This window comes from Shewanella abyssi, assembly GCF_023284025.1.
Lineage (GTDB): Bacteria > Pseudomonadota > Gammaproteobacteria > Enterobacterales > Shewanellaceae > Shewanella > Shewanella abyssi.
In genome coordinates, this window is sequence record NZ_JAKIKR010000022.1 from 14108 (window position 1) to 39106 (window position 24999).

Consider the following 24999-nt stretch of genomic DNA (forward strand, 5'->3'; position numbering starts at 1 on the left):
AAAGTTATCTGATGTTAATCTGCGGGAAACCGTGCACCGAGTATTGCCTCTCTGCTTGCACCTGTTACAGCAGGCAGATTGCCAGATAAACCATGGTGATGACGCATAGCGAGCCACGCAAAAGCAATGCCTTCAACCCACTGTGGGTTAATGCCCAGCTCTGCTGTGGTCACTAGCTTATAGTTCGGTAACAATTTTTGCAGACGGTACATGAGCTCGGTGTTGTACGCGCCGCCGCCGCATACGTACATCTCAGCCTCTGTTGTTAGTGCTAATGCGTCATTGGCAATGCTGTAACAAGTTAAATCCAGTAAGGTTGACTGAATATCGGCTTCAGTCAAATAACTAAATTCGGCAAGTTGCTGCTCTAACCAGGCCTGATTAAACAGTTCACGGCCGGTGCTTTTAGGGGCTAGTAACGAAAAATAGGGGTGCGATAGCAGATGCTGTAGCATTTTTTCATCGCTGGTGCCGGATTTAGCCAAAGCGCCCTCATTATCATAGGGAAGATCTTGCTGATGCTGGATCCAGGCGTCCATTAAGGTATTACCGGGACCGGTATCAAAACCCGTTACAGCGTCGGTGTTACCGGGCAGGTATGTGATGTTGGCGATGCCGCCAATATTGAGAATAATGCGTTTATGGTTTGGCGTTGCAAATACGTGTTGATGAAAGGCGGGCACTAGGGGCGCACCTTGGCCACCGAGTGCAATATCTTTACGCCTAAAGTCAGCGATAACATCAATACCCGTTTCGGCTGCGATGGTGTTTGGATCGCCAATTTGTAGGGTGAAACCCATGTCTAAATTCGGCATATGGCGGACGGTTTGGCCATGGCTACCGACGGCAATAACCGCGAGCTTATCAATACTAGCTTTTTCAAGTAGAGCATTGACGGCTTTAGCAAACAGCTTACCTACAGCGCGATCTAAGTAACCCAAGCGGTTGATCTCATCATTTCCAGGTAAGCACAATTTTTGTAGATTCTTTAACAGCGGCGCAGGGATAGCCTCAGAATGATGCTCAACCAAAGTCGGCGTGTCAGCGGTAAACTTAACCAGCACGGCATCGACACCGTCCATACTGGTGCCTGACATTAGGCCAATGTAATAGCTTTTGTTCATGGTATCGAACTCTTATGTTGGCATTGATTAAATATAAAAACACGCTAATGCGATGCTATCTGTACCAGCTTATTATGCTCAAGCTCTGTCATCAGCTTTTTGCTGACGATGGCAAATGGCGCTTTCTCTTTGCTGGCGATAGCTTCAGACTTAGGGAGTTTTACTGTGCGTGGGTTACGGTGCACGCCATTAACAATAAACTCGTAATGTAAGTGAGCGCCAGTGACACGGCCTGTTGAGCCAAGTGTACCGATGATCTGCCCCTGCTTAACCGAAGCACCCTTTTTTACTTTACGCTTCTTAAGATGCAAGTACTTAGTGGTGTACGTATCGTTGTGCCTAATAAAAACGTAATTACCATTATATTGATTATAGCTTGATTTTATCACCCGGCCCTTACCTGCAGCCTTAATTGGGGTACCTACTTTAGCCACATAATCGACACCGCGGTGCGCTTTTACTTGGCCTGTTACTGGGTGCAAACGGCGCGGATTAAAGCTAGAACTGACATATTTAAAGTCAACCGGTGAGCGTAAGAACGCTTTGCGCATACTGCGGCCTTCGGCTGAATAGTAGCTGCCATCTTTATACCTAACCGCGGTATAACTGTCACCTTGGTTAGTAAACTCTGCGGCGAGAATATTGCCGTTGCGCAGGAACTCACCATCAGCGTATTCCTCTTCAAAAAGTATCGCGAAGTGATCGTCTTTTCTGAGATCTAACGCAAAATCAATATCCCAACCGAAGATGGTCGCCAGCTGCATTATTTGGTTAGGGGTTAAGCCAGCAACAACGCCCGCATTCCAAAAATTACTCTTGATGGTGGCGTTGGCAAATTTATTGCGGGTTTCAACCGTTTTGGTGGTGATACTTTCTTTATAGCCGTTATCGACACGATTAACGACTAAGGTTGATATCTTGTCAATATGGTAGCGAAGTTGTACCAATTGACCACCATCATTTTTAGCAATGACTAAGGCATCACCAGGCATGATTTTTAGCAGGTTCTTTTTGGCTTTTGGCAGTTGAGTCACATCATAAACATCTTTTGCCGTTAGACCCGCGCGGCTAAATAACGCGGCTAATGTGTCACCACTCTTAACTTGAAAGTGTTTCTCGTTTAATACTGGTGCAATGTTGGCTTGTTCAACAACCGGGTTAGTCGTTGCAGTGTGAGCCTTGCGATGTGTTGAAGGCTGCACTAATGGTTGCTTTCGCGACTCGGCATTTTCAATGCTAATGGCTTCAGAGCCAGAAGGTGGCGTGGGAGTACGAAAAGCTAGCGGCACTTCATAACGAGTATTTAAGCCGTATTCGCCGTTTGATGAGACCGTCTGCTTAGATGCTTGGACATCATCAGAGGGCATTAAGATAATAATTAGCGTGACAAAAACTAAGATACATAAGAGTATTTGATGTAATTTTGGCAGTAATTTAAATAAAGTTATAACCTTTCCCATGGATCTTGGTACCAAATTCGCGCTTTCTTAGTGATCCCCTTAGTGTACACACTTTCATTTGTGCTGGCTAACAAGTAACATTGGTCTCCAGATTTTATGATTAGGCTCCCAGGAGTAACCGCCGACATGGCTGATTTAGAGCAAGCATTAGCAGAAATTAAACGTGGCACCGACGAAATTTTACTTGAAGCGGATCTACTGGAGAAGTTAAAAGAGGGTCGTCCACTGAAGATCAAATTGGGCGCCGATCCAACCGCACCCGATATTCATCTAGGGCATACCGTCATTTTGAATAAAATGCGTACCTTCCAAGAGCTCGGTCATGAAGTGATTTTCTTGATTGGCGACTTCACTGGTATGGTTGGCGATCCAAGTGGCAAGAACAGTACGCGTCCTCCGTTAACGCGTGAGCAAGTACTCGCTAATGCCGAAACTTATAAGCAACAGGTTTATAAAATTTTGGACCCAGCAAAAACACGTATCGAATTTAACTCTACCTGGTTAGAGCCACTCGGTGCCGCTGGTATGATCCGTTTAGCGTCGCAACAAACGGTTGCGCGCATGATGGAACGTGACGATTTTAAAAAGCGTTATGCTTCTGGTCAGTCGATTGCCATTCATGAGTTTATGTATCCACTACTACAAGGTTATGATTCAGTTGCACTTGAGGCTGATGTTGAGCTCGGTGGTACGGATCAGAAGTTCAACTTGTTGATGGGCCGAGAGCTACAAAAGTCTGCCGGTCAAAAACCGCAAACTGTGATTATGATGCCTCTGCTTGAAGGTTTAGACGGCGTTAAGAAGATGTCTAAGTCGGCGCATAACTACATTGGTGTCAGTGAGCCAGCCGGTGAAATGTTCGGTAAAATCATGTCTATCTCCGATGAGTTGATGTGGCGTTACTTTGAACTTTTGTCGTTCCGTCCGTTAACTGAGCTTGAACAGTTTAAAGCTGACGTTGCAGCTGGCGCTAACCCGCGTGATATTAAAATAGCGTTGGCAAAAGAGATTATTACTCGCTTCCATGATGAAGCCTCAGCAGATGCTGCCCATCAAGAGTTTATCAACCGCTTCCAAAAAGGCGCAATTCCTGAAGATATCGAAGAGCTCGAGATTGCTGCTGGTGAGGGGATAGCGATTGCTAACTTACTCAAAGAAGCGGGTTTGGTTAAATCTACATCTGATGCGATGCGCATGATCAAGCAAGGTGCTGCCAAGATAGACGGGGATAAGATTGAAGATACCCGTATGCAGTTAACTGCGGGTACGACTGGTGTATTCCAAGTGGGTAAGCGTAAGTTCGCCAAGATCACCTTGGTATAAAGCACTTTGTTTTAAAAAGCGGGCTTTATTGTGCTTGGCGAATTCATTTGCTGAGCGCGTTATACCTGTTGCTATACCGATACTAAACTAGCTGTTTAGTATTTTAACAACGGTCTGTACCAAAATGCAGGCCGTTTTTACATTGCCAAGTTAATTTGGCGTCATCTAATGTCCACAAGCCTTTCTGTTTCTCCATAGACAAAATTAACAGCATTTTTGGATGTTTATCACTTTGCTGGCTGACGCTATAGGTGATCACCTTTCCCTGAAAGTTGTTAACTCTGGCTAAGGCAAACTTGTCTCCTGAGTATTGCGCTGAAATCGACTCTGGCGCTTGAGTCCATTTTAGTGACTCTACTTGGGCCTGACTGAGTTGTTGATTAAAGTGGTTAATCGGCTGCACAGCATAAGATACAACAATCGGTTGTTCGTAGGCCGCAGCGGAACTACAAAAGAGTACTGATACAGCAAAAAGGGTACGACGAATATTCATAACGACCTACAGCAAAAAAAGTCTCTACTGTTTTGACAGGCTTAATTGAAAAAGTTTCCTAAAAAAGCACCTAAATGCGATCTAGCGCCCATTAAGCTCGAGTTGATATGCCTTTGTCGCGGTGCGGTATTGAGCTTGCTATGGTGATTTGTCGCTGAAGCTCGTCCTCGTTAATGAATATTTACTGAGTTGATAATTGATCGGACATGGTTTGGTAGTCCATTAGATCTTGGTGCTCTTTGATGCGGTTGTTGGTCATGTCGAGACTCAAGGTGGTCACGCCGGGAATGGCGATATCAATAATACGCCCAGGCTTGCCGAACTGTTCCCCTGGGCCCTTGTAACGATAGTTTCCTATTAGCACGACTAGAGAGCCTGAGTTAAACATATGTTCAATACTAAAAGTGTATTCAAGTACGCCTTGATGGGCGCGCTTCAAGAAGCTTAATATATGGCGCTTACCGGTATATTTTCGGCTGGCGGTTCTGTCATTAAATACACTATCACGATTATAAAATGAGGTTAATTTTGCGTAATCTTGGCTGGTAAAAGCCTCAATATACTTGACTGCTAACTGTTGCTCTTTGGGCATATCGCCGCTGTTAGCAAAGGAAGGAAGGCTGAAAAAAACTAAGATCAAACTGAAAAATCGTAATTTCATTATTGTTGCGTCTTTAAGTCAAAAGCGGGTAAGGACAGATGCCAGCGTATTGCGGCTAATCTAATGATTAAGGCGGTTGCCATTGCAAACAGCAGCGCAAACATATCGGGCACTCCCCAATATAAGCTAACGCTGTAACAGATCCCACCGATTATTGATGCCGTCGCATAGATCTCTGTGCGCAGTACCATCGGCACTTGTTGGCAAAGTAAGTCGCGAATAATGCCGCCGCCTACCCCCGTGATTAACCCCATTACCACGGCTATCATTCCGCCCAGCTCTAGGCTTAAGGCTTTCTCTGCACCAATAATGGTAAACAGTGCCAGCCCAAGTGCATCAGCGACAGGGAAGATATACTTAGGTACTCGTTTAGGCTTGCGGACAAAAATAAAAGTGAGTAGCACAGTGGTTAAAATGACAATGATATAGTTGGGATCTTGGATCCAAAAAACCGGCGTCGCGCCCAATATTGCATCGCGAATACTGCCGCCACCGATAGCCGTTACCGACGCTAATACAATCACGCCAAAGGGGTCCATTTTGTGCCGACCAGCGGCTAATGCCCCTGACAGGGCAAAAACGGAGGTACCACATAAATCAAAGAAATAGATCCAATCGATCATCTGTCCAGCTCTTTTAGATGGATGTTTAATGCATCAACAGAGATGCGAATTTCGATAACCGATAACAACAGAGAGTAAAGCAGTAATAACAAGCTACAGCCAAAAATGACCGAGCCGATTTTGTTAAAGCCAATATAGATAAAGATCATGCACAACACACACAGTGCAAAACTCAGTACACCTGACTCCTGCATGCGTTTGATAATGCTAATTCGCTGACGTAAATTCTTCAGTTGGCTATCGTGAATGGGTTGGCCAGCGGAGCTTAAGCTACGAATAAGCGCTGCTAGCGCAAAGAAACGGTTGGTATAGGCCAGTAATAGTAAAGAAATTGCAGGAAATAGCAATGCAGGTGTTGTGAGTGACACATGAATGTTATCTAACAAACGGATAAGCCTTTAATGAGATATTGACCAGAACAAGAATAATACCAACGCCAACAATTTATACAAGATGATGATCTTGTTCTTGATGAATAAGTGTCTATTTGGCTAATTATAACCTCACTTGAGTGGTTAACCGTTCAATATTCGCAGTGTTCCCCAGATAACAGGTAACAGAACTATCGACACAGTCCACAAACTAAATGCTATCGAATTGAGTTTTAGGGCGCGCTGAATATCACCATCTAATGGCAGTGGTCCATATTTTAACTTTGGCATGCTGACCTTCTGTTCTGTACTTTTACCGGTCGAGAATTTAGCTGGGCCTGCGAGCTCGATATTTAATGCACTGGCGATAACGGCATTGGTTTGGTACTCAATAATGGGTGTGGCATTAATATCTGGGTTACACAGGGTGGCCAAGCTTTTGGGTCCACCTTGAATGGCAAGGGTAAAGCTCCATAGCTTGGCAGGGATAAAGTGAAGCACGGCACTGAGCGCGTACACAGGCATGCCAAAGTAGCGATATTGAGGATTATTAACAGGCCAAGTACTGTCCAGCTGTTTTATCATTCTCGCCATCAGCAGCAGCGGCACACCGCCGATACAGTAAAACAGTACCGTGGACGCAAGGCCATAAGTCGGGGTGTTGGCAACACGCTCTATGGTGACTTTACTCAGCCCAACGCTCGATAGAGATTGGGTGCTGCGATTGAGCCAAGGCAATAGTAATGCGCGGGCGCGTGCTTTATTGTCACGGCGGATTGAAATCGCTACCTCATTGGCAATGTATCTAAAGTGATCGTCTTGTAAGCAAACATAGATAATCAAGGCTTCGAAAAACCATGGGAATTCGGCGAGTTCAATAAAGAAACTAATGATTAACCAAAAAGGCAGGACTAACAGTATTGTCGACAGCATGCCGGCAATGAATTGCTGCGATGATGCTCGATGAGTATGGTTTACTTTGAGACTTAAACTCTTGGCCAGATCCGTCAACCACTCTAGCGGCTGTAACGGCCGTGGCAACGGTGCCATTCTGGCGATAAGAATCGACATTAACAGCACTATAGCCCCGATATAAAGTTGACTATCTTGCGAGAAGATTTTCGTAAACTCCACAGCCATAGTGTCTGTTATATCCTTAAATTTCTGCGGTAGCGTGTTAGCTAGCTAACTGCTCAATGAGCGCGATAACCATTAATGCCGAATGGTGGCCCGCTTTAACAATGTACTCGTCAAAATCAACCGGTGAATCATTATTAGCGTTATCTGAAAGCGAACGGATAACCACAAATGGCACAGCAAACTGATGACAAACTTGGGCAATTGCAGCACCTTCCATTTCACATGCCGCCATAGTTGGGAAGTTTTCCAACATAGTCTTAGTGCGGATAGGGTCGCAAATAAAGCTATCACCGGTACAGATTAAGCCCTCAATGGTTTTAACTTCGCCAAGGCTAGCAACCGCCTTTTTGGCTGCCGCAACAAGTGTTGCATCAGGAATGAACGCGGCTGGTTGCTGGGCCATTTGGCCAATTTCATAACCAAAAGCAGTCACGTCAACATCGTGATGACGTACTTCAGACGAAATAACGATATCGCCAATGGCTAAGTCATCGGCAAAACCACCGGCTGAACCTGTGTTAATTATCGCGTCAGGTGCATACTTTTCGATAAGCAGTGTAGTGGCAATACTAGCGGTCACTTTACCAATACCAGAGCGAGTAACAATAACCTCTTTGCCAGCTAATTGACCTGTGACAAACTCGATACCCGCAATAGTGGTAGAGGTCGAGTTTTCCATCGACTCAACTAAATGCGCAACTTCTGGCTCCATAGCGCCAATAATACCGATTTTCATGAAATAACCTTTTAACTGCCTGAATGAATATGGGCGCCAATATACCACGGTGATCGGCTTTAGTGAAAAAGCCTTATGGGTAAGGTGGGAGGTGGTGCAAAGTATCGCTTTGCACATGCGCCGGCCAGCGGTCATTGGAACCACGTTTGGCTGAAGCTAACAGGTTTGTGCCCCAAAAGGATTTGGCTGCTCTATCAGCTATTGCTTTTTTAAAATCTAAACCAAAACCTAAATCAAAGTCGTGGCGCTTCGCCCATTCTTGTAATCAAGAGTCGAGCCAAGGAGTAAAGCGCTTGTACCCGCTCTTGATTTCATCAGAGTCGGCAAAAGTCCTTAGACACCCGGCAAAAAAAGTCCTTAGACACCCATAATTAATGGCGCGTGTTAAGACCTCCGACTAAGCTTGATTGATGAGTATCAGTAGGAGGTCACTATGCCCCGCCCAAGAAGAACACTAATTAGCATCGAAGACACGCCTTTTTACCATTGTTGTAGCCGCGTGGTTCGGCGTGCGTTTTTGTGCGGTGATGATAAGTACACGGGTAAAAATTATGACCACCGCAGAGGCTGGGTTGAAACGCAAATATTGAAGCTTACCGAGGTGTTTGCGATTGATGTCGCGGCTTACGCTGTGATGAGTAATCATCTACATATTGTGCTGCATATCGATGTAGACAAGGTGAATCAATGGTCAGATAGGGATGTTGTTGAGCAATGGCACAAATGCTTTAACGGTACAGCGCTTACTCAAAAGTTTGCTAAAGGTGAAGTGATTGATGAACACCTCGTTGCCCAGTTGAAACATCAAATAGCGATTTACCGCTCACGTCTCAGTGATATCTCATGGTTCATGAGATGTCTCAATGAACCGATTGCCAGACAGGCCAACCTTGAAGATAACTGCACTGGCCATTTTTGGGAAGGGCGCTTTAAGTCCCAAGCTTTGTTAGATGAAGCTGCGGTACTAGCTTGTATGGCTTATGTCGAACTAAACCCAATTCGCGCTAAGATGGCTTCAACACCAGAGCAATCCGATTTCACCAGTTTAAAATTAAGAGTCACCGCCGCGCTAAAAGGAAAGCAACCCAGCAAGCTCTTGCCCTTCATCGGCAACGAGCGAGAGCACCAACCAAAAGGCATTGCTTTCTCGCTGAAAGACTACCTTGAATTAGTTGATGATACAGGCAGAGTTATCCGCGATGATAAACGAGGAGCAATATCAGCTAATGCAGAGAAAATCCTTAGCAGATTAAACATTCCAACTAAAAACTGGGTAAAAATCATCACTGAGTTTGGGCAACTGTTTCACGGCCCAGTGGGTACGTTGCAGGAGCTAGATAGCTACTGTGAACACCTAGGTAAGCGCCGACGGCACTTTTCAAATAGTTGTCAGTATATGCAAGTAGACTAGACTCCAACAGCTCACCTCAAGACCACTTAGCTTTGCTATTTCGCAGAGTTAATATTCAACGCCTTAAAACTCACTAAACCCGCGTAATTTGCTCCTTTTTCAAAGTATTTTACAGTCGCCATATTGAAAACATTTCATCTGATGATTTGAAAGATGCTGAGTATTGATATCTGTTTGAAAGCTAGTTATGTTATTGATTATTAATGGCTGGCTAAGTTTGCAAAAAAGCACGCAACTATTCCAGTAAACGATCTCATTAAGATTTTGAATCCGAAGCTGAGAGGATGGGCGAATTATTATCGTCATTGTGTGGCAAAGCGAACTTTCGATTATGTAGGCCATCAACTTTTCTGGTTGTTATGGCGATGGGCGGTAAGGCGTCACCTAACGAAAAGCAAAGACTGGGTACGTCGAAAATACTACATGAATCGCATAGGTGGGTGGCAATTCCACGGCTGGCAGAAAATCGCCAACATGGACTGCCATTTTAATCTGGTTCAGATAGCTCAAACGCCGATAAAGAGACATGTGAAAATCAGGAGTGCTGCCACGCCATTCGATCCTCAATATCTAGCCTATTTGGTTAAGAGGAAACCGAAAAAGCAAAGTCGCAATTCTTGGTTCGAACCTGCTCTGGCTGCAATGTAATGTAGGTAGCTGGGTAACGTAACACGCCTTAGTGGAGGCTTGAGCCCAGTGCAGTGAAAGTTGCACGCTGGGTTCTTAGGAGGGCGGCACTTGGTGACAAGTGCCGCCTATCCGACAAAAGTGAGTCACACATGGTATGTCTATAGTAGGATATTAAAGCCATAGAGTGACACTCAAGTTTGATGAATAACAAACCTGATGTGACCTACTAAAACTAAAACTAAACCCTAAGGCTAATATGCAGATCCGAGTAGGCCAGTTAGATAGTGAGCAAGTATTGGCTCTTTTACAGGAACATCATCAAGATATGTTGTCGCACTCGCCTGCCGAGAGTGTACATGCGCTGGATATTAGTGGGCTTAAAGCTGAAGGTGTTACCGTTTGGAGCCTATGGAGTGGCGGTAAACTTGCCGGAATTGGGGCGCTTAAACAACTTGATAAACGGCATGGCGAGATAAAGTCGATGCGCACCTCTGCGGATTTCATAAGGCAAGGCGTGGCGCATAAAATTTTAGCGCATATCATTACCGAGGCTACGCAACGCGGTTATCAACGATTAAGTCTTGAAACTGGCTCTATGGCCGCCTTTAAGCCTGCGCAAAAGTTATATCAGCAGTTTGGTTTTAGACTGTGTCTGCCATTTGCTGACTATAAAGAGGACCCTTATAGTCTGTTTATGTCAAAAATACTATAGCGTTTTATTCAAAAGGACGATTACTGACTTACAAGGGAAGGAAAAATTGGGCCAACATCGAAATCAAGCAGATCAAACTAGTGTGGCTAAAGCATTAAGCCAAACGAGTGATCTTGATGCGCAGCAACTCTATGCGTATATGTTGGCCAATAATATCGGTATAGGAAACGTGTAAGCTAACGTTAACTCTTAGCAGCGTCATCCGCTTGAATTTGCCCAACCAATAACACGGGGGCTGCATCTAGCTCATTGGCATCCATCATCGAGGCGATACGCTCAACTGACGATAACAGCTGGCTTTGTTCCCACTGTTCAAGATTTTGATAGCGGGTAATAAAATGCTCTTGCAGCGGTTTTGGCGAGCGACTTAATAAGGTTTTACCTGATTCACTTAATGATAGGTGAACTTTACGCTTATCGGTTTCGCTGCGGGTTCTTATCACTAACTGACGGCTTTCCAGTTTATCGACTATCGTGGTGACAGTTGCGGGGCTTAGAGACACCTCTTTGGCTATCTCCTTTGCCAATGGCGCATCAAGCTGCTCAATATTTTGCATCACCATCAGCTGCGGACCCGTTAGGCCTGACTGCTTATTTAATTGGCGTGAATGTATATCAATGGCTCGGATCACTCGACGCAGTGAGATCAATAACTGTTCATATTTTTCCATAATTTTTTCCTATTGATATCAAACTGCATAGCCATTTTAGCTAAAGTTATAAAAAATACGGCATAACGACAGAGCGTTATACCGCATTTTTGACTTCAGGTACAAGAGTATATCGAATACAGGGCTAGTTAAAAATTAAAGCTTCTTGCAACCGACAATACTGCCCGGGTATCGGCGGTGTCGATATCCATGCTGGTGTCTTCAACGGCGAGGTTAAAGTCAAAACCTTTCCAGCTGGTCATGTACTCAGCGCGGTAGTGGTTATAGGCTTTTTCACCATCCCATGCCCACTTGTTCTCATCAGTCGATGTTGAACGGTCAAAGCTGATACGAATATCATGGCCTTCAGCAACAGTAAATGTGTGTGCAGCCATCATGATGTAGTGACCGGCATCAACACCAAAGTAATCCCATGTGTACCAAAAATTTAATTCTGACTGACCTAATGATGAACCATAACCAAACTTAGTATAAACCTCAGGATACTGGTACTCATCAGACATATCATCGCCATGGTAAGTATAGTAAGCAATACCTGCATCAAGAGACACACTGTCACTTAGCTGGTAGAACATGCCGCCGTAAAAATCTAGCTCTAACCAAGTATCATCACCTGAGCCGTAATCAACGTTTGATGCCCAAGTTCCTACATACCAACCTGCGTCTGCTGCGTAATCAAGGCTTGCCTGTAAAGCGGGGCCGTTATCTGTTTGGCTTACACCGTTAAAGGTGTAATCAGATGTCGCGTTGATTGTTGAACTAACGCCTGCAAATGCAGTTGTTGGCAAGGCAATAAGCCCTACTAGTGCAAGATTTTTAATTGTAGTTTTCATCATTTTCCTTTGTTTCTTATTAGTTAGCTAATTCAATTTTGCTAAAGTCAATTTTGTTTTCTTTTGGTGAATGCTCAATAGCGGCCACTTTCTTATACTTAGTGGCTAAGATATAACCGAAGCAAGCCAATATCAGACCAATCGCTAGCGCACCTACCCACTGAATTTCTAGGAAATTTAGTTGGAACAATAAAGTCAGGCCACTCATCAATAGGATATTGCCGACGATGTATTTGGTCTTGCCAAAACGCTCAACTGTTAGGTTAAGGTTGTCGGTATAAAGGCGGATCAAGGAGTCGAGTGAGTTGACCACAAAAGTGATGCCCACCATGACCATGGCGAGGTTATAGAAACCTGTGGTGGCTATCTCATTGGCGCTGTAGTAATACAACACGGTAAACCACACTGCGATTGGCAGTGACGGGAATACCATCATCGCTATCAGCACCTGGTAAGTTCGCATACCGCCAACAAAGCGTGAGGTAAACTGACCAATCATGATGCTCCAAGCAAACCACCAGAATAGATAGAATTCGTGGTAATCATTAATCGGTAATACAAAGTTGTGAATATTGCCAAAGTAGTCGCCAATCAATGCGAAGGTTGAGACAAATTCACCGATGCCGCTGCCGTCAGATAGGAAAGCGCCGGCCCACATAAGTCCGATCAAGCCGATAAATAACCAAGTACTGGCTAAGCTAAGAATGCGTACATAACGAATGCTGGTGCTTGAGTAAACCGCTACTGCAATAATCACAAATACGATGAGATAGAAGCTGCTGACAATGGTTTCGCCGTCGCCCATTTCGGGGAGGTACCAGGGTAAGTTGGTTAACAACAGGTATGCGGTAAAGGCACAGGTTCCAATAATCACTACGTTGTTAATAAACTTGATCAGCGGAATTTCGAAGAACTTCACTCTTGGTTCTATGACGCAAAAATAGAAACAGGTTAAAAAGTAAAATGCCCAGATTAGAAATGCCCAGAAGCCAAACTCAATCGCTAATGGATTGGTAAAACCATATTCCGGACTGGCACCTAAATCGGCGTAACCAGCAAACTCTGTCAATGGGAACATGATCAGCCCCACATCTAAGCCTGAGGTAAATAAGATAGCGATAAAGGTAAAGGTACGCACTGGTGTAACACCAACACATTTCACATTACCCCAGCGATAAATGACAAAGGCGATGGCGGCAAAAGTAAATAATATCCCGATAGTAAGCCAAGTAGTCATTATTGAGTTCCTAACTTATTCTTAAGGTAAAACATAGGTTTAAATCCTTTTCTTGTTTTGTAGTTACCAACTTGCAGCCGATTTTTGGCTGCAAAAATCCCTCAAGCCTTAACTATCGTTTTAACGAAAGTTAAGGTTTGATAAATTAAACGTGGCGATTAAGACCATTTAGCCCTACTTGGCTTAGGCTGGTCAGTTGCCCATACCCATCCTACTTGAAAATGCTCGTTTCAGAGGCGTTGTGCCAGTTCAACTCTAGGCGCATTAACGTAGTCAGGGTTATTCCCTTTTTAGTTATTGCAACAACGAAGTGAGCTTGCACAACGCCTTCTTCGATGGGTTTTAATAGGCTTTACTCAGTGTTACTGATTTAACCAAGGGAATGACCATTCGCAGCAATCACTGCCTTGATTAAAGCCTATTAAACTCCCACTGAACCCTGCTTCTTCAGGTAAGATGGGTATTTACCCAACGGTTTGAAGACGCAGCATATTGATTGCCGAGCATCTTCAGGTCGTTGGGGACATCGTATTAATTTGCCAATGGACCCGTTGGCAAATTAAACGCGCTATCTTGTTGGTGCCTTATTCCGCTGCTGCTGTTGCCAGTCATTAGCGGTAATAACGGCAGCACGACTTGGTGCAAGTGGTGCGTTACTCAAAATCAAGTCAGCTGCGCGTTCCGCTAACATGATGGTAGGTGAGTTTAAGTTGCCATTGGGAATGGTAGGAAATATTGAAGAATCAACCACTCTTAGGTTTTGTAATCCGTGTACTCGCGTTTGCGAGTCGACGACTGCCAGCGGATCTTCGCCCATCTTGCATGAGCATGATGGATGATAGGCGCTTTCAACTGAGCTTCTAACAAAGCTATCGATCTGTTCATCGGTTTCGACCGCGGTACCCGGTTGGATCTCTTCGCCGCGGTATTCATCCAGCGCAGGCTGATTGATGATCTCGCGAGTCAGGCGCACACAAGCGCGGAACCCTTCGATATCATCTTGATGGGATAGATAGTTAAACTGAATACTCGGTGCAACATGAGCATCCTTGGAAACCACTTTAACGCTCCCCCGGCTCTTAGGCTTGTTATGGCCAATATGCACTTGGAAGCCGTGACCTGCAAAGGCTTCTTTGCCGTCATAACGCATCGCTGCGGGTAAAAAGTGGTATTGAAGATCCGGCCACTCAAGCCCCGCTTTCGAGCGAATAAAGCCGCAAGACTCAAAGTGATTGGTCGCGCCAAGTCCTGACTTATTCAATATCCAGCGAGTACCAATAAACAACTTGCTGAGAGGGTCTATTTTGCCGTTAAGTGATATTGGCTTTAGGCATTTAAACTGGAAGTAAAACTCAAGGTGATCTTGCAGGTTCTCGCCAACACCAGGGAGTTCGTGAACCTGTTCAATGCCTGCACTTGCCAGTGTTTTTGCCGCGCCAACACCAGAGAGTTGCAGTATATGCGGTGAACCGATAGAGCCTGCAGATAACACCACTTCTTTATTGGCATTAACTTCCACATGCTTACCTTTGCGCTCAAAGTGAACACCAACCGCTTTTTTGCTCTCACCAGCTTTGGTTGAAAACAGCACCTTGTGCACTAAAGCATGGGTGATAACGGTGAGGTTTTCACGCTTCATTGCCGGCCTTAAGTAGGCGTTAGATGTAGACCAGCGCACCCCATTTTTAATGGTCATGTGCATTGGGCCAAAGCCTTCTTGCTGGGCACCGTTATAGTCTGCCGTTGCCAGATAACCCGCATCAACACCCGCATCGACAAAGGCTTGGTATAGTGGGTTTTTCATGTTGTTGCCGTTATTGACCGCTAAAGGTCCGTCAACACCACGATAGTCATCTGTCCCAAAAGACCAGTTTTCAGCTTTTTTGAAATAGGGCAGGCAATGGGCATAATCCCAATCCTTGGCACCAGTCTGCTGCCATTCATCAAAATCACGCGCATGGCCACGTACATAGACCATGCCGTTAATCGATGACGAGCCGCCCAATACTTTACCCCGTGGGCAATGCATACGGCGATTATCAAGATGTGGCTCTGCTTCAGTTTCAAACTGCCAAGCATACTTAGCCGTATTCATTGGAATAGAAAGGGCCGTCGGCATCTGAATAAAGATGCTCTTATCGCTACCACCGGTTTCCAGTAACAATACCTTGTTACTGGGATCTGCCGATAAACGGTTAGCCAGCACACAACCAGCGCTGCCTGCACCGACAATAATGTAATCGTATTCTGAGTTATTAGATTGGGTCATGTTAGCTCCTTAAAATGGACTTTCAAGAGGCTGCATACCAACATATACGGCTTTGATTTGGGTGTAAGCTTTGAGTGTTTCGCTGCCATTTTCACGGCCAATACCAGACATCTTGTATCCGCCTACTGGCATTTCAGCCGGTGAAGCGCCATAGGCATTAATCCAGCAAATACCCGCCTGCATCTGATGAATAACGCGATGGGCGCGAGTAATGTCTTGGGTAAATACCCCCGCGGCTAAGCCTAAGCGGGTGTCATTGGCGCGGCGAATAACTTCATCTTCATCGCTAAAAGGCAGTACTGACATTACTGGGCCAAAGATCTCTTCTTTGCTCAGGGTCATTTCATCGGTGCATTGACCAAAAATAGTCGGTGCAACAAAGTAACCGTTAGGGCTGTTGTCAGGGGTGAGTGCGTGACCCCCGCTGAGTAGCTCGGCGCCTTCACTCTTGCCAATTTCAATAAGGCTAAGCACTCTTTGCTGATGTGCTTTTGAAATTAGTGCGCCAAAGTTAGTCTGTGGATCCATAGGATCGCCACAAACAATGTTGTCCCTGGTGCGTTGCAGTAGCTTCTCTATAAAGCGAGGGTAGATATCTTGCTGCACAAACACTCGGGTGCCGTTAGTACAGATCTCGCCTTGGGTATAGAAGTTCCCCAGCATGGCGGCTGAAACAGCGTTGTCGATATCGGCGTCATTAAAGATAATGAGCGGTGATTTTCCGCCAAGTTCCATGGTGACATCTTTAAGTGAACTTGCCGCTGCGGCCATCACTTTTTTACCGGTGCCGACTTCACCAGTGAAAGACACTTTGGCAATGTCTTCATGGTGAGTAAGCCAGGCGCCGACGCGGCCGTCACCTTGTACCACGTTAAATACACCATCGGGTACGCCAGCGGCGCTAAAAATTTCAGCCAGCTTTAATGCGCCGAGTGGGGTTTCTTCCGATGGCTTAAAGATCATCACATTACCGCAAGCAAGCGCAGGCGCTGACTTCCAGCATGCTATCTGTAACGGGTAGTTCCAGGCGCCAATACCGGCGCAAATGCCCAGAGGCTCGCGGCGAGTGTAATAAAAATCATCGCCAACGCTTTGTTGATTGCCTTCGATACTTGGGGCGAGTCCGGCAAAGAATTCAATAGAGTCAGCACCGGTAACAACATCAACCACAGAGGCTTCTTGCCATGGCTTACCCGTATCTTGTACTTCAATGGCGGCAAGCTCATCATTGCGTTCTCGAAGTAGGGCAACGGCTCTAAGCAAGATGCGGCTACGTTCTATAGCGGTCATTTTTGACCAAGTTTCAAAACCTAATTTGGCACTTTTAATGGCGGCTTGTTGGATCTTCTCATCGGCGACTTCGACTAAATAGCTCACTTCTCCATTGGCTGGATTGATGACTTCAAAGGTTTCGCCTGTTTCATTGGAGAGCGCTTGCCCGTGGACGTAATTGGGGTAAACAACTAATGACATCGATTTGCTCCGTACTGCATGATAACGGCCTCGATAAAGGCTTTACATAATATTTGGGCCTGTTCGAACTCTTTCGCTGGTGAATGACTTAATGCACTGCGTAACCAAAAGCCATCGATCATCGCAGCGGTCTGTTTCGCAGCCGCGGTGGCATCATCCTGGGGAAGTAGTTTTTTAAAAGAGAACAAAAGGTTGCTGTATAAACGTTGACTGTTGATATGTTGCAATCTAGCCAGTCCTGGCTGGTGCATCGCTTGCGACCAAAAGCTTAACCAGGTTTTTGTAGCCGGTCGAGAGCGTTGTAGCTCGGTAAAGTTGGCTTCAACAATCGCGTGCAATCTGGCCAGTGGCAGCAGTTCCTTATCTGCTGTGCGACTCAATAAGGCTTGTTTAAGCTGATCGAGTAGATATTTTTGCGTCGCCTCGATTAACCCCTGTTTGCCGCCAAAGTAATGACTAATCAGTCCCGATGATAATCCTGCCAAGCCACTAATGGTATTGATGGTGGTGTTGTGCAAACCATGACGCTCAACAGAGACTAATGTAGCGTCTATGAGCTGCTGCTGTCGGACTGTTTTCATTGATGGGCGCGGCATAAAAGAGGGGATCCTGAGTACGATTCTTATTAGTTATATTGTTAGCGACTTTGTACGTTTAATTGTTAATTGAACGTTCAATTAATAACAACTCTAATGGTTAGAGCTGTAACTATCAACCTTTATTAAAGTTTGCGACTTGTGTCACAGATTTAATTCGTCGACTTATGCTTGGGGCGGTCTATCCGCAAGTGGTTGTTTAATAACAAACAAAATAAGCATCTGATAATTGTCCAAAACAGATAAATTAGCGATAAATAAAGTTAGAGCAAAAATTAGTTTCAGCCGTAATCTTTCGCTGATTTTTAGGTTTGGACTAAATTGCGAATTGGCCGCTTGGAAGCGATATCAATGCTAGTGAGTATTTTCTGGGGCGCTATAGCGAGTCGACATCAACTCGTCTTGCTAGTTTGGTTGGATGTGGGAGGTGTTATTAACGATGGCAGCTATTGAGTTCAAAGCGGGTTGCTGTCGTGCAGTTAATTAACAAATGTAACATTTCACTTACAATTGGTTTGAATAAAGTATACAGTATCCTCGACGTTGGAAGTTGATCACTTCCGTAAGTGAGAAAACATCTCAATCATCAAAATACTAATTATAAGTCTGAATAATCAATAGACCTTGTAAACAAATTACACGTTAAGGAAGACTCAATGAACATCCGTTTTATTGGATTAATGGCCGCAACCCTGCCATTGCTATCGTATGCTGGAGATACCTTTCAAGCAGACTTAAATGGAGCAAAGCCATCCAGTTCAACAGCGATTAGCTGTGGTACTGATGACAATGGCCAGCTTTGGCAATCTAGCAACTTCACTCCCCAACAACTTCAAAGGTTGGATGCAAAAAAAGCTGGGCTTGATATAGCTAAAAGCTCTGTGGCACAGTTGAATGCTGTCGACCCGATGGCAGCTGAAAATCGCTACTACATTCCGGTTGTTGTGCATGTATATGGTCAAGACATACATAACTGTAGCGAAGGTGACGATACTTACACTTGCGTCACTGACGAAACCCTTATTGATGCACTTAATAAAACCAACGGGGACATACAGGGTCTTAACACTCTTGATGGGCCGATACTTGAACAGTTTCAGGATATTCGAAGCAATCTCAACGTAGAATTTGTGCTGGCAAAGCTTGACCCAGATGGCAATCCCACCAACGGCATAATCCGTCATAACGACGGCTTGATCTCAGGTTATGGTGATGAAGATATAGCGGACGTTAATGCGGCGATTGCTGCAGATGCTTGGGACAATTACAAGTACATGAACGTGTATATCCAGCATGACTTGTATAATGATGGCGACAAAACCAATTCCGGTCTAGCTTTTTATCCATCGGTAGACATGTCAGACAAAAATCTTGCTCGCGTGGTTTACAATGGTGCCTATCTCGGCACAAATGCCGAAGTAATAGGCGGTGAGCGTTACCTGGCCCATGGTGAAAACTTTCGCTCAGTACTGACTCACGAATTTGGCCATTGGTTAAATCTAAAGCACATCTTTTGGGGTGGTAGTTGTTCTCCTGAAGATGCGCTTTTTTGTGGCTTATCTGGCGATAATATTTGCGATACCCCACAATTGGAATCGAGTGATACACAAGACAATTATCCAAATTGTCTTGGTGAAAAAACCAATACCGAAAACTTTATGCATTACTCCGACAACTACGCCATGTTCACCCTAGATCAGAATAAGCGTACTACGGCGGCGCTGCATCACCCTGCACGGCGCACATTGTGGAGTGACGATAACTTAATCGCCACTGGTCTAGGTGAGTTTGCCGCTATCGGTGAACATGAATGGGACGGCAGTGGTTTGGATGAACTGCCTGAGGGAACACTGTTGTTTGAGGCAACGGAACTCGCTGCTGATAAAGGCAGCATCACACATTACCCAATTGTCGTTGATGAGAGTGTTGAATTGCTAGCTGTCTTCTTAGACAACTATACACAAGACCCTGACATGTACGTTCGTTTTGGTACTGAAGCAGTTTTAGGTGACGATGATAATTGGACCACTGACTTTACCTCTTTTTCCGCTGTTGGCAGCCCAGAATTTGTTAAAGTTTTTGCGCCTAATCCAGGCACGTATTATGCGACCGTGCATGCTTTTAGTGAGTACTCAAACGCTCGAATACGTATTGTTGCTTTGGAGGACCCGACCCTCTGTGAAGGTTGTACTCGAGTAAAACTGCTAACTGAAGACATTCAAGCCAACAATGGCGATGATCCGAAACTCTACGAATTCACCATACCAGAAGCTGCGATTCGCGTTAACTTTCAAATTCCTAACGGCTACGATGGCGATCCAGATATGGCCGTTAAAATGGGCGCGGGCGTGACCATGGAAGAAGATGGTAACGATTGCATGCCTTGGTCTGCTCCAGGCATTCTGGAAGACTGTGATTTTAATGAACTCGCACTCGATTCCGGCGGTGAGCTTGTCGTGCCAGCGGCTGAAGTTGGCGGTCTATACAGTGTCATGATTGATCCATTTTTAGATTACAGTGGTGCTAAACTTCTTGTCACATACGACCTACCTTGGTCTGAAATGCCGATTGCCAATGCCAATGGTCCGTACATTGGCCTTGACGCTGGCGAAGATAAAGACGATATAAGCTTTAGTAGCGCGGGTTCAAGTTATGCCGCTGGTACCATTGAAAGCTATTTGTGGGATTTTGGAGACGGTAGCGAGGCTAGCGAAGAAAGTAATCCACTGCACAGTTACCGATATGCAGGGGTATATACCGCTATGTTATCGGTAACCAATAACTTAGGTGCTACTCGCGTCTCTACCGCGCAAGTAACAGTAGCGGCTTCAAAACCTGCAACGGCTCATATCGACGTTGCTGCCAATGCTGCAACTGGTGAGGCGGTTGCATTTTCAAGTGAGAGCACTCAAGCGGGAGATGCTGAGATAGTGTCTTATCTGTGGGAATTTGCTGACGGTTCGAGCTCAGATGAGCCAAACCCTATTCATTACTTTGCCGTTGCGGGAGAGTATGAGGTGAATTTAAAGGTTACCGATAAAAAAGGTAATCAAGGGGTTGCGAATACAGAGGTTACAATCACTGAAGCGAATGTGAAACCTGTTGCCCAAATAGATGGCCCTTATGCGGCAGCTCCGGCAGAGACTATTAGCTTTAATAGTGATGAATCTACCGACAGTGACGGCGAAATAGTTGCCTACTTGTGGAATTTTGGTGATGGAACAAGCAGTGACGAAGCTAACCCTAGTCATGCTTATTCTGCAGCAGGTGGTTACATGGTGTCGCTTACTATTACTGACAACGATGGCACAACAGGTGTCATTCACAGTATTGCAGTAATAACAGCACCTACACCTACACCGATAGCAGAACCTACAAAGAGTGATAATGATTCAGGCGGTACTACTGGATTGTTAAGCTTAATTGGTTTGTCTTTGATAATGTTACGTCGACGATTAACCATAAAGTAACGAGTTCTAATCAGAATGGGTGAGGTTTTTTACCTCACCCATTTTATAATAAGCTTTAAATGGTGAGATAAAACCGCTGCATATAGCAAAGTAAAACATGGTCAGATAGTTAGGTTGTTGAGCTATAGGGGGGACAGCATTTTTCAAATAGTTGTCTGTATATGCAAGTAGGCCAGACACCAAGTTGCTACCTCAAGACCACTTTCATGAATAAAGTCGCAAATTCAACCTCTTAAAATGTTTGTACTCCTTACCTCTCTGCTTTTTCAAGTTCATCCGCTGCGACGATGTTGAAGCAAACCAGTCATGAACTCGCGTAAACTAGCCACTTGGTTGCAGTTTTTAGCGCGCGAGATTCTATTGCTATTTAGAACACCTGTAGTGGCATATTTAGCGCTAGTTACGCGACGAAGTTCACGTTTACCCTGGCCGAGATTGAGACTTAGCAGGCGATACCTTGGATTAAACGAACTTAGTTGTTCTCTTTTTTGTGGAAGTTAGCGCCTCTATCACACTCATTGTTTGGTTCTACTCGTATAATTTTTTGGTTCTATTCGCATATTAGTTATCTTGAGTTGGTTATAGCCTCTGCTTATTTGCAGCAGCATTAGACGGTAACTTACCGATAGTGGTTAAGTAGGTACTTATTTAGCACGCTTAAGCTGCTAGACTTTTTATTAATGTATTCTTTATCTTCTTTTAACCCTAAACAGGGATCTAAAGAATGAAACATGTATCAATTGATATACCAATTAACAGGATGATAGATTCAATGGTAAAAAAAATAATTCTAGACACAGATCCGGGTATTGATGATGTTATGGCTATCCTGTTCGCTGAGGCGCATCCTGAGATTGAGCTAACAGCAATCACCACCATATACGGCAATGTGACAATCAAAGGCGCGACCCATAATGCACTTTATCTGAAGCAGAAATATGGCTTTGCAGCCGATGTGGCCGAAGGTGCCAGCAAGCCTTTGGTTAGACCTCCGGTCGGACCGACAGTCGCGGTGCATGGCGAGAGCGGTTTCGGCGATGTTCAAGTGCCAGCCGAGGTTGAAGGCAAGGCGGACTCGCGCCCGGCATATCAATACATTATCGATGCGGTAACAGCAGAGCCTAATGAGATCACTATTGTGGCTATCGGCCCGTTAACTAATCTGGCCTTAGCGCTACAAGCCGAACCCAATATAGTCAATTTAGTTAAAGAAGTGGTCATCATGGGTGGCGCATTTGGCGTTAACGACCATCGTGGTAATGTGACCCCTTATGCAGAAGCCAATATTCATGACGATCCCCATGGGGCCGACATCGTCTTTGGTGCCTCATGGCCAGTGGTGATTATTGGACTGGATGTGACTGAGCAAAGCTTCTTCACCGCTGAGTACTTAGATAAGCTGCGTGATGATGCCGGTGAAGTCGGGCAATTCATCTGGGATGTTAGCCGTTTCTACCTCAAGTTCTATAAAGAGAAAGTCGGTTTAGATGCTTGCCATGTGCATGACCCGTCAGCGATTGCCTATGTGATAAAGCCAGAGCTGTTTACCCTAAGAGAAGGACCGGTTCGCGTGATCACCGATGGACCCGCTGAAGGCATGACGGTGCAGAAGTTTGATGGTCGTATCTACATGCATGACGAATGGGAAACCCAACCACCTCAGCGAGTGGGAGTTGCAGTGAAAGATGCAGAACTGCTAGAAATTTACCGCCAGAGCATTATTGATTACAGCCATAAAAAGGCCTAACTACCTGAATTTAAGGAGGCTCAATCTAAGCAGCCTGTATCTAAATGAGCTTTAAAAGCCTCTCATAAAGCAAAAGAACCAAAAAAGCCTAGTGCTAAACACTAGGCTTTTTTATTGAGCGGGTATTACAGTTTCCTCTTGAAGGCTATAGCCGCGCTGCCACTAAGCTGGCATCTGGCATATTCGCCGCACCTTCACGTTCAACCGCCAAAGATGCGTATGCATTAGCGTATTTCGCCGCTTCGAATAGGTTGGCTCCGGTTACCATCTGCGCCACCAATGCGCCGTTAAAGGCATCGCCTGCACCGGTAGTATCTGTTACTACGCATTTTATCGCGGCAACTTCGCTGAAGCGCTCATTTTCATACACCAACACGCCTTGCGCGCCACGGGTGATCACCACGGTATTAACCCCCATCTGATTGATCTTCTTTGCCGCCAGTTTGGCGCTGTTAAGGCTGCTCACTTCGATGCCCGTCATTAAAGAGGCTTCGGTCTCATTTGGGGTGATCACGTCGACGTACTTTAATAATGATGGGGTGTCGTCATGATAAGGCGCGGGATTCAGTACCACTTTAACCCCGTGACTATGGGCTATCTGCATCGACTGCTTAATGGCATCGATATTGTTCTCCAGTTGTGTCAGCAAGAGGTTGGCACCGATAATGTGTTGCTCGGCCTGCAAAACCTCATCTTGGGTGACTTCGGTATTAGCACCAGAATGCACCGCAATCATATTTTCGCCAGTGGCTTCACAAACATAAATAAGCGCGTTGCCAGTGGGGCTGACATCAGATTCGACGATAATGGTTTTTTCTATGCCAGTGCCCGCGAGATGCTCTTTGGCAAAGTGGCTGAACTGGTCTTTGCCTATCTTGGTCATAAAGGTAACGCTCGCGCCCGCTTTTGCCGCAGCGTAGGCTTGGTTTGCTCCCTTGCCGCCAGCGCCGATATTGTTACTCAGTGAATGCAGTGTTTCACCCGGTTGTGGGAATCGTTCCAATGTAGAGACGATATCGACGTTAAAAGAACCGAGTATAAAAACCTTATTATTCATTTTGTTGACCCTATTGTTAACCCTATTGTTAATGGGAGTCTGGGATATAAGACCCGATAAGGTTTTGCTGGAGGTTAGTTGAGACAGCAAACTATCCAAGCAATATTTATCGGCATCAAATTGTGCAGAGATTTGAACACCACCATGTGTCCTTATCACCTGTTGCTCGCTTTCTAGGTACACCAGATCACAACGAATGGTCTTTGGCGTTACCTGCAGTAACTTGGCAAGTTGTGCATTTGATAAGGTTTTATGTTCGCTGAGCAGTTTTAAGATAACAGTCAGTCTTTCATTTCGGCTTAGTTTGTTCATAGGGTCGAATATACGCGTAGAGCATTGCAGCGGCTGTGATTTAGCTAAAAGCTTAGCATGGGAAACGCACCAGTTGGTTTGTTTTTTAAGGAGGGCCTTAAAACCCCTTTGGTTAGTCTGCCCATTCGTTGACCGTTATTGGTAAAGTTTTAGATAGTTGGGTGTTCTGCTGGCTATGCAGGTTAGTGATTTTTGTGGTTTTAAATTTAAAACGCAGATGCCGAGAGTTTGCGCTTTTAGAAACCCCGTGTAGATGCCTGCCGCAGGCAATTGGAACCACTTCGGGTTGAAGCTAACTCACCTTTGCCACAAATCGATTTGGCTGCTCTATCAGCTATTGCTTTTTTCAAATCAAAATCCAAATCAAAGTCGTGGCGCTTCGCCCACACCCGAATCAAGGGGTAAAGCGCTTGTACCCCTTGATAATCCCTCAGCGCCCCGGCGAAATTTCAAACAGCGAAATTTCAAACAGCGAAATTTCCAACGGGGGAGATTGGTTTCTGAGAGTAAAGGTTATTCAGTTTGGTCATTTAGTTTAATCGCAGGCTTGTGTCTTTAAATTGAAAACTCAATTGGTGGACTGTTGTGCTTTTCAAACCCAGTGTAGATACGGCTGAGGCCTTCGGTTTCAGGGATGAAACCGTAGAGCG

Annotated in this window: 22 protein-coding genes; 7 read left to right on the forward strand and 15 right to left on the reverse strand. The window is 45.1% G+C overall.

What is annotated here, in order from left to right:
- Positions 1–14 precede the first annotated feature (14 nt).
- Positions 15–1124, reverse strand: coding sequence for an anhydro-N-acetylmuramic acid kinase (locus tag L2755_RS11205; RefSeq protein ID WP_248980781.1), 1110 nt, complete (start codon positions 1122–1124; stop codon positions 15–17).
- Between the two features lie 44 nt (positions 1125–1168).
- Positions 1169–2584 carry a peptidoglycan DD-metalloendopeptidase family protein gene (locus tag L2755_RS11210; protein ID WP_248980782.1) on the reverse strand — a complete coding sequence of 472 codons (1416 nt, stop codon included), beginning with the start codon at positions 2582–2584 and terminating at the stop codon, positions 1169–1171.
- Positions 2585–2710: 126 nt separating this feature from the next.
- Here L2755_RS11210 and tyrS point away from each other — a divergent pair, with 126 nt between their 5' ends.
- Entirely contained in the window at positions 2711–3907 is a 1197-nt protein-coding gene (gene tyrS / locus L2755_RS11215) for a tyrosine--tRNA ligase (RefSeq protein WP_248980783.1), read from the forward strand.
- Positions 3908–4010: 103 nt separating this feature from the next.
- Here tyrS and L2755_RS11220 read toward each other — a convergent pair whose 3' ends face one another.
- The 6 genes from L2755_RS11220 to mtnN all read right to left on the reverse strand — a co-directional run bounded on the left by L2755_RS11220 (position 4011) and on the right by mtnN (position 7931).
- Positions 4011–4400: a hypothetical protein gene (locus L2755_RS11220; protein ID WP_248980784.1), complete on the reverse strand. Its 390-nt coding sequence runs from the start codon at positions 4398–4400 to the stop codon at positions 4011–4013.
- Between the two features lie 181 nt (positions 4401–4581).
- Complete coding sequence (locus L2755_RS11225; protein ID WP_248980785.1) at positions 4582–5061, reverse strand: nuclear transport factor 2 family protein; 480 nt, start codon at positions 5059–5061, stop codon at positions 4582–4584.
- Complete coding sequence (locus tag L2755_RS11230; protein ID WP_248980786.1) at positions 5061–5684, reverse strand: trimeric intracellular cation channel family protein; 624 nt, start codon at positions 5682–5684, stop codon at positions 5061–5063. The genes L2755_RS11225 and L2755_RS11230 overlap by 1 nt, the downstream gene beginning before the upstream one ends.
- Positions 5681–6058 carry a DUF2721 domain-containing protein gene (locus tag L2755_RS11235; RefSeq protein WP_248980829.1) on the reverse strand — a complete coding sequence of 126 codons (378 nt, stop codon included), beginning with the start codon at positions 6056–6058 and terminating at the stop codon, positions 5681–5683. Before L2755_RS11235 ends, L2755_RS11230 begins: the two co-directional genes overlap by 4 nt.
- Positions 6059–6199: 141 nt before the next feature.
- Entirely contained in the window at positions 6200–7195 is a 996-nt protein-coding gene (locus L2755_RS11240) for a cobalamin biosynthesis protein CobD/CbiB (protein WP_248980787.1), read from the reverse strand.
- 37 nt (positions 7196–7232) lie between these two features.
- Positions 7233–7931 carry a 5'-methylthioadenosine/S-adenosylhomocysteine nucleosidase gene (gene mtnN / locus L2755_RS11245; protein WP_248980788.1) on the reverse strand — a complete coding sequence of 233 codons (699 nt, stop codon included), beginning with the start codon at positions 7929–7931 and terminating at the stop codon, positions 7233–7235.
- A 433-nt stretch (positions 7932–8364) separates the two neighbouring features.
- On the opposite strand from mtnN, the gene L2755_RS11250 reads away from it, so the two are divergent.
- From L2755_RS11250 to L2755_RS22205, 4 genes are all read left to right on the forward strand, one after another.
- The gene (locus L2755_RS11250; protein WP_248980789.1) at positions 8365–9342 is read left to right on the forward strand and encodes a transposase; all 978 of its coding nucleotides are present in this window, start codon (positions 8365–8367) and stop codon (positions 9340–9342) included.
- 207 nt (positions 9343–9549) lie between these two features.
- Positions 9550–9990 (forward strand): group II intron maturase-specific domain-containing protein, encoded by a 441-nt coding sequence (locus tag L2755_RS11255; RefSeq protein ID WP_283102811.1) that lies wholly within the window; start codon positions 9550–9552, stop codon positions 9988–9990.
- Positions 9991–10228: 238 nt separating this feature from the next.
- Positions 10229–10684 (forward strand): GNAT family N-acetyltransferase, encoded by a 456-nt coding sequence (locus L2755_RS11260; RefSeq protein WP_248980791.1) that lies wholly within the window; start codon positions 10229–10231, stop codon positions 10682–10684.
- Between the two features lie 46 nt (positions 10685–10730).
- The gene (locus tag L2755_RS22205) at positions 10731–10859 is read left to right on the forward strand and encodes a hypothetical protein (protein ID WP_283102809.1); all 129 of its coding nucleotides are present in this window, start codon (positions 10731–10733) and stop codon (positions 10857–10859) included.
- Between the two features lie 7 nt (positions 10860–10866).
- Here L2755_RS22205 and L2755_RS11265 read toward each other — a convergent pair whose 3' ends face one another.
- The 6 genes from L2755_RS11265 to betI all read right to left on the reverse strand — a co-directional run bounded on the left by L2755_RS11265 (position 10867) and on the right by betI (position 17763).
- Positions 10867–11355, reverse strand: coding sequence for a MarR family winged helix-turn-helix transcriptional regulator (locus tag L2755_RS11265; RefSeq protein ID WP_248980792.1), 489 nt, complete (start codon positions 11353–11355; stop codon positions 10867–10869).
- A gap of 128 nt (positions 11356–11483) precedes the next feature.
- Positions 11484–12188 carry a TorF family putative porin gene (locus L2755_RS11270; RefSeq protein ID WP_248980793.1) on the reverse strand — a complete coding sequence of 235 codons (705 nt, stop codon included), beginning with the start codon at positions 12186–12188 and terminating at the stop codon, positions 11484–11486.
- Positions 12189–12207: 19 nt separating this feature from the next.
- A complete protein-coding gene (locus L2755_RS11275; RefSeq protein ID WP_248980794.1) occupies positions 12208–13425 on the reverse strand; it encodes a BCCT family transporter in 1218 nt (405 codons plus the stop codon).
- Between the two features lie 568 nt (positions 13426–13993).
- Complete coding sequence (betA, locus tag L2755_RS11280) at positions 13994–15694, reverse strand: choline dehydrogenase (RefSeq protein WP_248980795.1); 1701 nt, start codon at positions 15692–15694, stop codon at positions 13994–13996.
- Positions 15695–15703: 9 nt separating this feature from the next.
- Positions 15704–17167 (reverse strand): betaine-aldehyde dehydrogenase, encoded by a 1464-nt coding sequence (gene betB, locus L2755_RS11285; RefSeq protein WP_248980796.1) that lies wholly within the window; start codon positions 17165–17167, stop codon positions 15704–15706.
- Complete coding sequence (gene betI / locus L2755_RS11290) at positions 17158–17763, reverse strand: transcriptional regulator BetI (protein ID WP_248980797.1); 606 nt, start codon at positions 17761–17763, stop codon at positions 17158–17160. The genes betB and betI overlap by 10 nt, the downstream gene beginning before the upstream one ends.
- 656 nt (positions 17764–18419) lie before the next feature.
- On the opposite strand from betI, the gene L2755_RS11295 reads away from it, so the two are divergent.
- On the forward strand, positions 18420–21233 hold the full coding sequence (locus L2755_RS11295) for a PKD domain-containing protein (protein WP_248980798.1): 2814 nt from the start codon (positions 18420–18422) through the stop codon (positions 21231–21233).
- Positions 21234–22005: 772 nt separating this feature from the next.
- On the forward strand, positions 22006–22980 hold the full coding sequence (locus tag L2755_RS11300) for a nucleoside hydrolase (protein ID WP_248980799.1): 975 nt from the start codon (positions 22006–22008) through the stop codon (positions 22978–22980).
- Between the two features lie 145 nt (positions 22981–23125).
- On the opposite strand, the gene L2755_RS11305 is transcribed toward L2755_RS11300, so the two are convergent.
- Positions 23126–24349 (reverse strand): PfkB family carbohydrate kinase, encoded by a 1224-nt coding sequence (locus L2755_RS11305; protein WP_248980800.1) that lies wholly within the window; start codon positions 24347–24349, stop codon positions 23126–23128.
- Positions 24350–24999: the final 650 nt, after the last annotated feature.